The 14,475-nt window shown below is 44.8% G+C and carries 14 protein-coding genes; all 14 read left to right on the forward strand.

Annotated elements, in window-relative coordinates; all coding sequences use genetic code 11:
- Window positions 1-2 precede the first annotated feature (2 nt).
- The 14 genes from J3A84_RS09310 to dctP all read left to right on the forward strand — a co-directional run bounded on the left by J3A84_RS09310 (window position 3) and on the right by dctP (window position 14,450).
- On the forward strand, window positions 3-356 hold the full coding sequence (locus tag J3A84_RS09310; RefSeq protein ID WP_207599743.1) for a hypothetical protein: 354 nt from the start codon (window positions 3-5) through the stop codon (window positions 354-356).
- A 113-nt stretch (window positions 357-469) separates the two neighbouring features.
- Window positions 470-775 carry a PTS sugar transporter subunit IIB gene (locus tag J3A84_RS09315; protein ID WP_207599744.1) on the forward strand — a complete coding sequence of 102 codons (306 nt, stop codon included), beginning with the start codon at window positions 470-472 and terminating at the stop codon, window positions 773-775.
- 31 nt (window positions 776-806) lie between these two features.
- Window positions 807-2,165, forward strand: coding sequence for a PTS sugar transporter subunit IIC (locus J3A84_RS09320; protein WP_207599745.1), 1,359 nt, complete (start codon window positions 807-809; stop codon window positions 2,163-2,165).
- 134 nt (window positions 2,166-2,299) lie between these two features.
- The gene (locus tag J3A84_RS09325; protein ID WP_207599746.1) at window positions 2,300-3,625 is read left to right on the forward strand and encodes a 6-phospho-beta-glucosidase; all 1,326 of its coding nucleotides are present in this window, start codon (window positions 2,300-2,302) and stop codon (window positions 3,623-3,625) included.
- Window positions 3,626-3,628: 3 nt separating this feature from the next.
- The gene (locus J3A84_RS09330) at window positions 3,629-4,720 is read left to right on the forward strand and encodes a DUF871 domain-containing protein (protein WP_207599747.1); all 1,092 of its coding nucleotides are present in this window, start codon (window positions 3,629-3,631) and stop codon (window positions 4,718-4,720) included.
- A gap of 8 nt (window positions 4,721-4,728) precedes the next feature.
- On the forward strand, window positions 4,729-5,622 hold the full coding sequence (locus J3A84_RS09335; RefSeq protein WP_207599748.1) for an N-acetylglucosamine kinase: 894 nt from the start codon (window positions 4,729-4,731) through the stop codon (window positions 5,620-5,622).
- Between the two features lie 276 nt (window positions 5,623-5,898).
- Window positions 5,899-7,299 (forward strand): glucuronate isomerase, encoded by a 1,401-nt coding sequence (gene uxaC, locus J3A84_RS09340; protein WP_207599749.1) that lies wholly within the window; start codon window positions 5,899-5,901, stop codon window positions 7,297-7,299.
- 607 nt (window positions 7,300-7,906) lie between these two features.
- Entirely contained in the window at window positions 7,907-8,587 is a 681-nt protein-coding gene (locus J3A84_RS09345) for a GntR family transcriptional regulator (RefSeq protein WP_207599750.1), read from the forward strand.
- Between the two features lie 182 nt (window positions 8,588-8,769).
- Window positions 8,770-9,849 carry a TRAP transporter substrate-binding protein gene (locus J3A84_RS09350; RefSeq protein ID WP_207599751.1) on the forward strand — a complete coding sequence of 360 codons (1,080 nt, stop codon included), beginning with the start codon at window positions 8,770-8,772 and terminating at the stop codon, window positions 9,847-9,849.
- A 191-nt stretch (window positions 9,850-10,040) separates the two neighbouring features.
- Window positions 10,041-10,565, forward strand: coding sequence for a TRAP transporter small permease (locus J3A84_RS09355; protein ID WP_207599752.1), 525 nt, complete (start codon window positions 10,041-10,043; stop codon window positions 10,563-10,565).
- Window positions 10,566-11,861 carry a TRAP transporter large permease gene (locus tag J3A84_RS09360; protein ID WP_207599753.1) on the forward strand — a complete coding sequence of 432 codons (1,296 nt, stop codon included), beginning with the start codon at window positions 10,566-10,568 and terminating at the stop codon, window positions 11,859-11,861.
- A gap of 9 nt (window positions 11,862-11,870) precedes the next feature.
- The gene (locus J3A84_RS09365) at window positions 11,871-12,347 is read left to right on the forward strand and encodes a YcxB family protein (RefSeq protein ID WP_207599754.1); all 477 of its coding nucleotides are present in this window, start codon (window positions 11,871-11,873) and stop codon (window positions 12,345-12,347) included.
- Window positions 12,348-12,471: 124 nt separating this feature from the next.
- Window positions 12,472-13,116 (forward strand): GntR family transcriptional regulator, encoded by a 645-nt coding sequence (locus J3A84_RS09370; protein WP_207599755.1) that lies wholly within the window; start codon window positions 12,472-12,474, stop codon window positions 13,114-13,116.
- Window positions 13,117-13,388: 272 nt separating this feature from the next.
- A complete protein-coding gene (dctP, locus tag J3A84_RS09375; RefSeq protein WP_207599756.1) occupies window positions 13,389-14,450 on the forward strand; it encodes a C4-dicarboxylate TRAP transporter substrate-binding protein in 1,062 nt (353 codons plus the stop codon).
- Window positions 14,451-14,475 lie beyond the last annotated feature (25 nt).

Genomic DNA, 14,475 nt, shown 5'->3' on the forward strand with positions numbered 1-14,475 from the left:
TCATGGCGAATAAATGGCAGGTAAAGGAAGAGGAAAAGAAAGAATATCAGTCCTCCATCGGAAGGACGGATTATAACATTCCCATGATCGGATATAAAAGCGCTTTCTTTATCTTTGTATCAGGAATCACTACAGTTTTTGCAGTACCCTATCTGATGTCACTTCTCTTTAACGACTTCAGGCTACCCACGGTGATTATTTCGGGGCTCATCATGGGGTTTTCTGTAGCCTTCTCCCAGTATTACATTGAAAGAAGAAAACAGGCAGACAGGAAATTCTATTTGCTGGGAGGACTGCTCTCCCTGTTCATGGCGGGAGTGTTTTTCTTCCTGTACTACGCGGGTGTACTGTTTTAGATCATGAAACTTTAAAATAAAAATACAATAATAAAACAAAATATCTAAAATATTATTGCAAAAGTAAGCGTTTACGCTTATAATACAAATAAGAAAATGAAAGGAGAAAAGCTATGAAAGTATTATTTGTCTGTTCTCTTGGAATGTCCAGCCAGATTGCCGTGGATGCCTTACTGAAAGAGGCGAAGAAAAACGGTGTCGAGATGGAAGTAAAAGCGGTAAGCACACAGGAATTCGAGGAAGAAGTTTCTCAGAACTGGGATGTGGCCATGGTTGCACCTCAGATCAGACACAGATTCGATGTTCTGAAGGAACATGCTGTCAGCGCTGGTGTGCCTTGCGCACTGATCGAACCTATGGGGTACAGTCCACTGGGCGGCCCTAGACTATTGAAACAGGTATTGAGTCTCAAAAAATAACAATACAAAATAACATCAAAAGGAGAGTACTATGTTCGAGAAAATTTCCCAATTTATGGACGAAAAGCTTTCAACACCGATGGCAAAGCTCGCTGAGCAAAGACATCTGAGAGCGATTCGTGACGGTATCATTGCTACACTTCCTCTCATTATCGTGAGCTCCATGTTCATGGTCATTGCATTCCTCCCAAACCAGATGCCTGAGACCTGGGCCATCACCCAGTTCATCAAGGAAAATCAGTTCAAGATTCTTCTTCCGTATAGAATGTCCATGTATATCATGACCCTCTATGCAGTCTTCGGAATCGGGTACAGCCTGGCCAGATCTTATAAGCTGGATGGACTATCCGGTGGTATCATGGCAGAACTGGCTTACCTTCTGACCATTATTCCAAAGCTTGTTCCTCAGGCTTCCGATGCAGTGAAGGAACTTGCAGCCACATCCCCAGACCTTCAAGGCTACCTTGACAGTGTCGCCACAGGATTTGTCATCCCTATGGGCAGTCTGGGCTCCGGCGGGATGTTCATAGGAATCCTCGCTGCCATCTTCGCAGTGGAAGTATTCCGATTCACCGAGACCAAGAACTTCAAAATCTCCATGCCACCTCAGGTGCCTGCATCTGTGGCAAGATCCTTTGAAGCTCTGGTGCCAACAGCAATCATTCTAATCGTTGTTGCAACCATCACCATGTTTATTGGTGTGGATGTGCATGGCATCATGACCAAGCTTGTTGCTCCGCTTGTATCTGCAACAGATACACTGCCATCGGTACTGGTCATCATCTTCATCGGCATGCTGTTCTGGACTTTCGGAATTCACGGATGGTCCATCGTCGGCACCGTTGCAAGACCACTATGGCTGACACTGCTGGATAACAACTCCGCTGCATACGCTGCCGGAGAAGCCATTCCACATATCGGGCCTGAGCCGTTCTATCAGTGGTTCATCATGATTGGTGGATCTGGTACAACCATCGGACTTGCAATTCTGTTCCTATTGAAATCCAAGTCCGCATACGGTAAAGCGCTTGGTAAGACCGCATTCATACCAGCGATCTTCAACATCAATGAGCCAATGATCTTCGGTGCACCAATCGTACTGAATCCGATTCTGATGATTCCATTCATCATTGCACCAATGCTGAGCGCAACTGTCGCATGGCTGGCTACAAGTCTCGGACTTGTAAACAGAGTAGTTGCTCTGGCACCTTGGACACTTCCAGGACCTATAGGCGCATACCTTGCGACTGGTGGAGACTGGAGAGGAGCAGTACTGAATATCGTGCTGATTCTATTATCCATCGTGATCTACCTGCCATTCTTCAAAATCTACGACAACAAGCTGAAGGCTGAAGAAAGCGGAGAAGCGGCATCAGAAGAAATCGCATAATCAAATATTATTTGAAAGGGGGGTTCTACAATGTGTTTGTAGAGCCCTTCTTTATAGGAATTAGTAAGTGGAATCTGAATGGAGAATAATGACATTGAAAAGACGGACATAAATGAAGGAGGAACCATAATCAAATGAATAAATTGAAAGTTGTAACCATCGGTGGGGGATCCAGCTACACACCGGAGCTCATCGAAGGATTCATAAAAAGATATGAGGAGCTGCCCATCACTGAGCTGTGGCTGGTGGATATCGAAGAAGGCAGAGAGAAGCTGGAAATTGTTGGTAGCCTTGCTAAGAGAATGGTGAAAGCAGCAGGGATTCCGATGAAGATCATGCTCACTCTGAACCGCAGAGAAGCCCTCAAAGACGCTCATTTTGTGACCACGCAGCTGAGAGTAGGTCAGCTGCAATCGAGGATTCTGGATGAGAGAATACCACTTGAACATGGAATCATCGGCCAGGAAACCAACGGTGCAGGTGGGATGTTCAAAGCCCTTCGAACCATTCCAGTCATCATGGAGATCGTGAAGGATATGAAAGAGCTTTGCCCGGATGCCTGGCTGATCAACTTCACCAATCCTGCGGGAATGGTGACAGAGGCTGCCATGCGATACGGAGACTTTCAGAAAGTCATCGGCCTGTGTAATGTACCAGTAGGCATGAAGAAGACTATGGCAAAGCAGCTTCAGGCTGATGAAAAAGACATAGACATGGAAATCGTAGGACTCAATCATCATTTCTTCATGACAAATGTGTTTCACAATGGAGCGAGCAGAATGGAAGAGATTCTGAAAAAATATGAGTCTCTGACAGAAGAAGAGCAGACTTCTATGAAGAACATCATGGTTATTCCATGGTCAAAGGAACTCATTAGGGGATTGAAAGCCATTCCATGTCCCTATCTTTCCTACTACTTCTTCACTAAAGAGCAGCTGGAACATCAGCTGGAGCTTTTTGAAGAAAACAATGTAAGAGCGGAGTTTGTGAAAAATGTGGAAGATGAGCTCTTTGAACTCTATAGAAATGAAGAGCTCCATGAAAAGCCAAAACAGCTGGAGCAGCGAGGTGGGGCATTCTACAGTGATGCGGCGTGTAATCTCATCAGCTCCATCTACAACGATCGAGGAGATATCCAGTATGTGAATACAAGAAACGCAGGAGCTCTGGCGAATCTTCCTGATGACACCGTTGTCGAAGTGGCCTCCAGGATCACGAAGAACGGGCCAGTGCCAATTTCTGTGGGGGAAATTCCCTACGTCATCAATGGAACCGTTCAGAACATCAAGACCTTTGAAAGAATGGTCTGTGAAGCGGCGATTACCGGGAATAAAGATCTGGCCATAGCGGCCCTTACAGTGAATCCCCTTGTTCCATCTGATAGAATAGCTGTAGAAGTGTTTCATGACTTGTTGAAAGCCCATAAAGAGTATCTGCCCCAGTTTAAGGAGGAATTATAGCATATGAGAAAATTAGGTTTATCCATCTATCCCGAGAAATCATCCAAAGAAGAAATCATGTCCTATCTGGAAAAAGGGAAGCACTACGGCTTTTCCCGAATCTTCTCCTGCCTTATTTCCGTGACGAAAAGTCCGGAAGAAATCAAACAGGAATTTCTGGAAACCAATCGTTTCGCCAAAAGCCTGGGGTACGAGGTCATCGTGGATGTATCCCCCCGTGTCTTCAAGGAACTGGGCATCAGCTACAATGATCTGACATTCTTTCATGAGATCGAAGCAGATGGAATCAGGCTGGATCAGGGATTCACAGGTCTGGAGGAATCCCTCATGACCTTTAACCCTTTTGATCTGAAGATTGAAGTGAACATGAGTAACAACACCCATACCATAGACACGATCATGGACTATCAGCCCAATACAGCCAATCTCATCGCCTGCCACAACTTCTATCCCCATATCTATTCAGGACTTTCGGAAGAGCACTTTCTAAGCTGCACAGAAAGATTCAAGAAGCATGGCTTAAGAACAGCGGCATTCATCACTTCTCAGGTGGAAGGGTCCTTCGGACCATGGCCTGTGACGGATGGCCTGCCAACCCTGGAAGTGCATCGAGACAAACCCATGGCTGCCCAGGCTAAGCATCTGATCGCGCTGGGAGGGATTGATGACATCATCATCTCCAACTGCTATCCAAGTGCTAAGGAAATGGAATCTGTGGCTAAAATGAGACTGGATATGGTATCTTTCCTTGTAGAGCTGAGAGAAGATATTCCGGAAATCATGAGGAAAATTGTTCTGGAAGAGATGCACTTCAACCGTGGAGATGTATCAGGCAACTATTTAAGATCCACCCAGAGCAGAGTTAAATACAAGGGAGAGAACTTCGAACTCTTCCATGCTCCGGAAATGATTCGCAGAGGGGATGTCATCATTGAATCCAGTCTGTATGGTCATTATGCGGGAGAGCTTCAGATTGCCCTGGCAGATATGAAGAACTCCGGCAAGAGTAATGTGGTAGGTCATATTGAGGAGAGTGAACATTTCGTTCTCGATGCGATCAAGCCATGGCAGAAATTTAATTTTGTGGAAAAGTAGGGATTCATATGAAGTATATCTGCGTTGATGCAGGGGGAACAAAAACCAGGTTTGCACTATATAACGAGGATGGAAAAGTCCTGGACCAGGAGGTTCTACCCAGCTGTCACTTTATGAAAGTAGGCTATGAGGGAATGGTGGAGATTCTCCATGAAGGGTACAGCGTGCTGAAGGATAGAAACGATTTTTCTGAGAATGAACTGATCCTTTCATTGGGACTTGCCGGGTATGGAAGAGAAGAGAAAATCAGAAGAAGCATAGAAACAGCACTTGCGGACAAATTCAGAAACCAGAGATATGTGCTTCATAATGACATCGAAATAGCCATGGAAGCTGCATTTTCAGGAAGAGACGGCATTATGCTCATCGCAGGTACTGGGTCCATCGCTTTCTGCAGACATCAAGGAAAGATGAGAAGAAGCGGAGGATGGGGGTATCTCTTCGGCGATGAAGGCAGTGCCTACTGGCTTGGCAGAAAATTGCTCGAAGTGTTCTCGAAAGAGGAGGATGGAAGACTTGAAAAGAGTCTCATCTATGATCTTCTGATGAAACATCTGAAGCTTCAGCATGGACATGATCTGATTACTTATGTCAGAGAAACCCTTGGGAACAGAAGAGAGGATATCGCGAAACTTGCACTGATTCTTTACAAGGCCGCATCTGGAGGGGATAAGAGAGCGCTGGAGCTTTATGATGAGGCCGCTAAAGAACTGGCATCTCTTGTCATTGCTGCCGGTAGAGAGACCACCGGGGATGTGGATGTAGCTTATTTTGGCGGTGTATTTGAGGCGAAGGAACTCATATTAGACCCTTTGCGCGCATATCTTCCAGAAAGGTTTACACTGAATAAGCCTGAAGGCTCACCGGAATATGGTGCCTATCTGCTTGCGAAAAAAGATTGATAACTAAAATGCTTTATGGATCCGGAGATTCCCTGGATCCATTTTTTTTCAGCGGAAATCACTCCTGATTTCCAGTAGTTAATATGATTTAACATAATGGTTATGGTGTTTTATATTGATAATCATGCAGAATCAAACATTCGGGCTAAGCATGTCTACTAGTATACTAACATGGGAGATTTTAGGAGAAGTTCACCGTAGGCACTTTTCAGTTCCCGGATTTTAGACTATGATAGTACCATAAAGTGAAAACTGGATGATGAAAGGAAGAGTGAAATGAGTATAGTAAACGATGATTTCATGTTAAAGAATAATGTAGGGAAGAAGCTGTATCACGAGTATGCGAAAGACATGCCGATCTATGACTATCATTGTCATCTGAACCCCAAAATGATTGCAGAAAATGCCAGATTCAGAAATATCACCGACATCTGGCTGGGTGGAGACCACTACAAGTGGAGAGCCATGAGAAGTATGGGATTCAGTGAAGAATACATCACAGGCTCCAAATCCGATTTTGAGAAGTTCGAGGCTTTTTGTGAAACCATTCCCTACACCATCGGAAACCCTCTGTATCACTGGTCTCATCTGGAGCTGAAGATGTACTTCGGCATCGAAGACACCATCAACAAGGAAAACGCGAAGAAGATCTGGGACAAAGCCAATGCGGTCATCGCTGGAGAAGATTTCAACGTGAGAAATCTCATCAGAAAATCCAATGTGAATGTGATCTGCACAACAGATGATCTCGCCGATACGCTGGAACATCACGACGCCATTGCCAGGGATGCATCCTTTGAAACGAAGGTTCTCCCTGCTTTAAGACCGGACAAGCTTCTGAACATCGACAGAGAAGGCTACGCAGAGTACATAAAGATCCTGGGAGACCTGGTGGGATTTGAAGTGAAGGATGCAGATTCGCTGGTCAAGGCTGTAGAGAAGAGAGTGGATTTCTTCCATGAACATGGCGCAAGACTCTCAGACCATGGTCTGGATACGGTATTCTTTGCGGAAGCCACAAAGGAAGAACTGGAAGAGATCATTTCCGCTGCCTTATCCGGCAAGGTGATTTCCAGAGAAGACACAGAGAAGTATAAAACCTTCATGCTGCTGGAACTTGGAAAGATGTACAAGGAGAGAGGCTGGGCTCAGCAGTATCATCTTGGCGCTTTGAGAAACAACAATACCAGAATGTTCAAGAGACTGGGTGCAGACACCGGTTTTGATTCCATCAATGATGAACTCATTGCCGCTTCCCTTTCAAAACTCATGAACACACTGGACAAGGAAGACAATCTGCCAAAGACCATTCTGTATACACTCAATGCCAGAGACAATGATGTACTGGGTACCATGATCGGTAATTTCCAGGGAGAAACAGACGGCATCATGAAGATTCAGTTCGGTTCAGGCTGGTGGTTCAACGATCAGAAGGACGGCATGGAGAAGCAGATGATTTCTCTGGCCAACCTGTCTCTATTGCGCAAGTTTGTGGGTATGCTCACAGACTCCAGATCCTTCATTTCCTACCCAAGACATGATTACTTCAGAAGAATCCTGTGTAATCTCATCGGAAAATGGGTGGAAGAGGGAGAAGCACCAGAAGATTATGAACTGCTCGGCTCCATGGTGAAGGAAATCTCCTACCTGAATGCGGAGAAGTACTTCAATATGTAGGGCCTGTCCGAACATATCAATAAAATAAATCAGAGGACAAAGTGTGAGGGGAAGAGGGATCTTTTCCTCACTTTTCCTGTTCATCAAACACTGAGGAGAGGAAAGGGCATGCCATGATTGGATTCTTCTATGAGCGCTGAACGAAGTCAAGGGTTCACTATGAGAAAGCAGAGAAGGGTTTGGACAGAATGAGAAATGCTGACATAGTTACGCTGTGAAGTGTATAAGTATTTAAAGCTTCTGAAGGTAAAGCTGGAGGGGAAGTCTCTCAGTGAGAAAACGGTAAGAGGAAATGATTGAGCAGGATAGCTTTTTTATAGAATCATAAACGGCAGGGATCCCCATGAACAAAGCCATCCATGTATAATTATTATCCGCCTGACTTGAAATATTATGAATTCCTAATTGACCTACTAGTATACTAGTGGTAAAATTTACATAAAATGACTGCAAAGGTTATCATTTCTCGTAGAGGGATGAAGAGTCTTTGAAGAAGAGTGTAAGATCGGATGGTACCATGAGCATTTTCTTTGTTAAAGTTCATCAGGGGTTATGATGGGGCCGGTTTAGAATATGAGAAGATCTGATCCCAGAGAGGAGTTGCTCCATGGAAGTCAAGGCAAGGAATGTAAAAGAAACTGCGAGAGAGTATGCCTTTCGCACACTGAGAAGAAATATCGTCACGCTGAATCTTTCTCCTGGCAGCATGGTCAGCGAGAAAGAGCTGGCAATGGAAATGGGGATTTCAAGAACACCCACCAGAGAAGCCCTCATTGAGCTCAGTAAAAGTCAGATTGTAGATATATTTCCGCAGAAGGGCAGTTATATCTCGAAAATCGACTACGAGCTGGTGGATGAATCTAGATTCATGCGACTGGTCCTTGAGAAAGCTGTCATTGAGCTGGTCTGTGACAGGGCGTCGGAGAACGATCTGTATGAACTGGAGCGAATCATCAGCCTGCAGCGAAGCTTTTTGGAGGCAGATGCCATCGGGAAGTTCTTCCAGATGGATAACGATTTTCACAGACACCTTTTTGTGATTGCGAACAAGATGCAGGTGTATCATCTGATGGACAGCATGATGATTCACTTTGACCGGGTCAGGATGATGCGGCTTCATACAGACAAGGAGGTGGAGGAGCTGCTGGATGATCATACGGAAATCGTCGCAGCCATCCGAAAGAGAGACAAAGAGGAGGCATCAGAACTGATGACGAAGCACCTGTCCAGATACAAGGTGGATGAAGAACTCATCAGACGAGAGCATCCCGACTATTTCATCAAATGATCCGACCGGACTCAGAAATACATTTAATTGCTTATAAAGAATACTTCTTTATAGAATCAGAAGCCATATAGGGGGTGGTGCCTGGCGTCAGTGGGAAAGAGATACTGTTTTCAGAAGAAACATCTGATGGAAACACACCGTAGTATTGTTACCTATTAAAATATAAAATACAGGGGGACAAAATGAACAAGAAAAAAATTCTAGCAACCTTATCCAGTCTGGTACTCGTCGCTTTCTTCGCAGGGTGCGGACTGACCTCACCAGAAACTCCAGATGAGACTCCAGCAGAAACTCCAGCAGAAGAACCTGCTGAAGGAGAAGAAGAACCTTCAGATGATATGCCTGAAGTGACCTTGGTCTATGCTGAAGTTAATCCACTGGACACCATCGTAGGACAGACTGACACAGCATTCAAAGAAAAAGTGGAAGAGCTTTCCAATGGAAAGATCACCATCGAAATTCAGGCTTCAGGCGTTCTGGGATCTGAAAATGACGTGCTTGACACCATGCTTGGTGGAGGCGGAACAATTGATATGTCCCGTATCTCAGCCTTCGCGCTGACTTCCTATGGCGGAGAAAAGTCCAAGCTTCTTTCCATCCCATACACATTTGTAAACAGAGAACACTTCTGGAACTTTGCTACTTCCGATTTAGCTCCTGACTTCCTGCTTGAGCCATTTGAAAATGGAACAGGAGTAAGAGGACTATTCTACGGAGAAGAAGGTTTCCGTCATTTCTTCACTGTGGATCCTGTAAACAGCATTGAAGACCTGGCAGGCATGAAGCTGAGAGTGTCCAATGACCCTGTCATGAATGGTATGGTCAACGGTCTTGGCGCATCCCCTACAGTAGTATCCTTTGGTGAACTGTACTCAGCGCTTCAGACAGGTGTTGTTGATGGAGCAGAACAGCCCATCGCTAACTACAAGTCCAATGCATTCCAGGAAGTTGCTCCGAACATGATTCTTGATGGTCATACCCTTGGCGCAATCCAGGTCATCATCACCAACGAAGCATGGGACAGCCTGACACCAGAACAGCAGGATATCCTGATGGAAGCTGGCGAATATGCATCAGAGTTCAACAGACAGATTTCCGAAGAAGCTGAAAACGAAGTACTTCAGAGTCTGAAAGACGAAGGAATCAACATCGTTGAAGTTACCGATCCAGCACCATGGCAGGCAGCTGTCAAGGACGTTGTGGAAGCTGAAACAGAAGGCTTCGAAGAACTGTACCAGCAGATCCTCGACATGCAGCCTTAGTCTCTATGGAAATAAAACAGTAAAAGTGTAGGATGATGTAGGACACAAAGGAGCACATCCTTTGTGTCCTACTATTTTTATCAGGAAGAGCATAAGGTAAATCATTTACTTTGTGCGCTTCTTTCATCTATTTAGGAAGCACAAAGGAAATCCCCTCATATCATGTATTTTTAAGGAGGTAAGGTTAAGGTATGCCAAGTTTTTTTGAGAAATTCGATAAGATCAAGCCAGCCTATGATGCAATCTACAATGTAGTCCTGTTTCTCTGCAAGATCTTATTAATCATAGACATACTGATCACTACCATGGCTGTCACAGGTCGTTATGTGGAATTCATCCCCGATCCAGCCTGGAGTGAAGAAGTCGTATTATCCGCCATGTCCTACATGGCTGTGCTGGCCGCAGCGCTGGCCATCAGAAAGAACAGTCATATCCGTATGACTGCATTTGACAAGTACATCCCCGAAAAGGCACTAATTGTTCTGGATATCATATCGGATCTTTTTGTATTCGCACTGGCCATCGTCATGCTCGTGGTGGGCTGGCAGTATGCCGTACAGATCGGTTCAAGAGGTACCTATGTCAGCATGCCTTCCATCTCCAGATTCTGGATGTATTTCCCGATTCCTCTGGCAGGTGGAGCAATGATTCTGTTCCTCATCGAATCACTCTATAATCATCTGAAAAGATTCTATGTTGTAAAGGAGGCGAAGTAAATGAGTGAACAGAGTATGGCCATACTGATTCTTTTAGGCAGTTTCTTAGTTATGATTTTCCTTCGTTTCCCCATTGCCTACGCCGTTGCCATTTCCTCCATGCTGACACTTCTGTATGAGGGTCTTCCTCTTACAACCATAGCGCAGCAGATGGTCAAGGGCATCAGCTCCTTCAGCCTCATGGCGGTTCCGTTCTTCATCACCATGGGTGTGCTCATGGGGTCGGGCGGTATATCGGATAAGCTCATTGCACTGGCCAACTCCTTTGTGGGATGGATGCGCGGTGGTCTTGCCATGGTGAATATCGTGGCATCCTACTTTTTCGGAGGAATCTCGGGTTCCGCGGCAGCGGATACCGCTTCTCTTGGAAGCATCCTCATACCCATGATGGTGGATGAAGGGTATGATGCGGACTTTTCCACAGCTGTAACCATCACGTCTTCTGTGGAGGGACTCCTTGTTCCACCCAGCCACAACATGGTCATCTATGCAACCACTGCCGGCGGTATTTCCGTAGGAAGTCTGTTCCTTGCAGGATACATGCCTGGAGCGATCCTGGCGGTTTCCCTTATGGTCATGTCCTACATCATCTCTGTGAAGCGCAATTACCCAAAAGGAGATAAGTTCAACTTGATGAGTCTCTTGAAGCAGCTTCTGACATCCTTCTGGGCACTGGCAGCGGTACTCATCGTGGTATTCGGCGTTGTAGGTGGTGTATTCACGGCAACTGAATCAGCAGCGATTGCTGTTATCTATAGCCTCATTGTCAGCGTGTTCATCTATAAGGGTCTGGACTGGAAAGGGGTATGGAATGCCCTTGGAGACTGTGTCAACACACTTTCCATCGTCATGATTCTGATTTCCACATCCAGTATCTTCGGTTTCATGCTTACAAGGCTACATGTACCGACTTTGGCTTCCAATGCCATCATCGGATTAACGGACAATCCCATCATCATCGCACTGCTTCTGAACGTGCTTCTGCTGGTTCTGGGTATGATCATGGATATGGCACCGATCATTCTGATCGCAACGCCGATTCTTCTGCCTATTGCAGTATCCATCGGACTCACACCGATTCAGTTCGGTATCATGGTCATCTTAAACTGTGGTATCGGTCTACTGACCCCACCGGTTGGCGCGGTCCTCTTCATCGGTTCAGCGGTGAGTAAGCAGCCCATGGAAAAGATCGTCAAGGCAACGCTTCCGTTCTATGTGGCCATGCTCATAACGCTGCTGCTCATCACGTTCATACCGGCGATCAGCCTGTGGCTGCCATCCCTGTTTGCCAAGTAAAGGAGCCCTATGAAGTTTCAGTTTAATTATGAGACCAAGGCATCGGACCTGTGGCAGCTGTCCATGTATGGCATCTATAAGTCCATGGTGGGACTGGTCAATATCATATTCACTGCCGCCATGGTTCCACTGACCGTGAAATACTGGTCGGAAGTGAACGGGTATCTGAAAGTACTCCTGATCTTGGGACTTTCTCTCTTCACCGTGATTCAGCCGCTTCTGATCTACAGAAGAGCCAAGAGACAGGTGAGTGGAATGCACAAGGATATGGAGATCGGCTTTGACGAGCTGGGTGTTCATGTGAAATCCGGGAAGGAGAAATCCACTGTCAGATGGAAGAAGATGAAGGGAATCGTAAAACACCCCACGCTTCTGGTCATCTATTCCTCAACGAACAGAGGGTATATCCTGAACAATAAAGTGCTTGGAAAGCATCGGGACGCACTCTATGAATATGCGATCAGCAATCTGAAAAAGGTTAAATGACATAAATGAAGTCGTGTACTTGCATGGTGAGAAAGCGGCTTCATTTTTATTTGCGTATATAAGATATTTATATTCTACTATTTAAATGTTAGAATGAAGAAAAGAAAAGAATGGAGAGAATGGGATGAATCGAAACAGTTTAAGCGATATGGCTTATGAACATATCAAAAAGAAGATAATTTATGGGCAGTATCCGCCAAATGAGATGATCAGCGAAAAAATCATATGTGATGAAATCAACAGTTCAAGAACACCTGTGAGGGAAGCCATCAATAGACTGGAGCAGGATAATCTTGTTAAGGTCGTCTATAAAAAGGGGATCATGGTCAAGGATATCACGCTAAATGACATCAAGCTGATTTATGAGACAAGAATTCTCATCGAACCCTATGCACTGAGAAACTATGGTATGAACATCGATAAGGACTATCTGAAGATTCTATGGGAGAAAATGGAGAAATTTGAGAACAACGAAAAATCCTATCAGATCGATGATGAGCTCCATATGTATTTTGTGAATCAGACAGGGAACATCTATCTCATCAACACCATGAGAGCGATCTATGACCATAATATGAGACTTCGCATCTTAGCGGGTCAGAAAGTGGAATATAGAATAGAAAGCACTGTTTCAGAGCATGATGAAATCATATCCCATCTTCTGGAAAGCAGATATGAAGAAGCAGCGGTATCATTGAAAGCACATCTGGAAAAAGCAAGAGAAGCCAGCTATAAAATGATGCTGAGTGAATACAATCTGAATCTGTAAAATAATAATTTAACAGTCAAAGCATGATGAAATTATATTGAGACCGTTTAATTACAGATAATATATGATACCTTCGCTTTATCAGCCCCAATTAATTCTGAATTCTGTAATAATCACCCGAAATTCTGCAAAATAACATAAAATCGAAGAAAGACAATAATTCGGATTGACAACGGTTTCTTATCGTATTATCATTCATGTATACAACACGAATACTTTACGTAAACATATTGTGAGTGTATTTGTGTGATTATATTTTAGGGGGAACAAAAATGAAAAAAATTCTATCCATTGTCTTAGCAAGTATGCTTGCAATTTCCATCACTGCTTGCGGAACAAATGATACACCAGAGGAGACTCCATCAGAGACACCAGCTGAAACACCAGCAGAGACTCCATCAGGTGATGTGGTTGAAGTCCAGATCGGATTTGAAAACTCCATGTCAGAACCAATCGGACAGGCGCTGGAAAAGTGGCAGGAACTGGTTGATGAACAGGGAGATGGATCCATGAAGATCGTCTTGTATCCTGACAGTCAGCTGGGAAGCAAAAACGAACTCATTGACTCCATGCTGCTTGGAGAACCTGTCATGACACTGGCAGATGGTGCATTCTATGCAGACTACGGTGTGAAGGATTTCGGTATCTTATTCGGACCATTCCTTTTTGACACATGGGATCAGGCATGGACACTGACAGAGAGTGACTGGTATCAGGAACAGTCCGGTCTTCTTGAAGAAAAGGGACTGAAACTTGTCACATCCAACTGGAAATATGGTGACAGACATACGATGACAACTACTCCAGTTAATGGACCAGAAGACCTGAAAGGCCTGAAAGTAAGAGTGCCAAGCAATCAGATCCAGACAGAAGGATTTAATGCAATGGGTGCAACTGCAGTAGGACTTCCACTGGGGGATACTTACGAAGCGCTGACCACTGGCACAATCACAGGTGTTGAAAATCCACTTGCAACTTTATACGGAAGAAAGTTCCAGGAAGTAGCAAAGTATCTCATTCTTGATGCTCACGTGAAGAACTTTACGACTTGGGTAACTGGTACAATGTTCTTTGACAGCCTGACACCAGAACAGCAGGAGCTTCTTGTGAAAACAGGAGAAGAAGCAGGATTCTACAATAATGATCTGGTAGATGCTGCAGAAGCGGATTACCTTCAGAAATTTAAAGATGAAGGTGTAACAGTAACAGAAGTGGATGAAGCTACTCAGAAAGCATTCAAGGAAGCTGCCATGTCATTCTATGACCTTGGTGACACATTCGGATGGTCAGATGGTTTATATGAAACTGTCAGAGAGGCCATGGGAGCAGAATAACTTCAAATTTGAGAGGATTGGTGTA

Origin of the sequence: Proteiniclasticum aestuarii (assembly GCF_017368455.1) — a bacterium.
GTDB lineage: Bacteria > Bacillota > Clostridia > Clostridiales > Clostridiaceae > Proteiniclasticum > Proteiniclasticum aestuarii.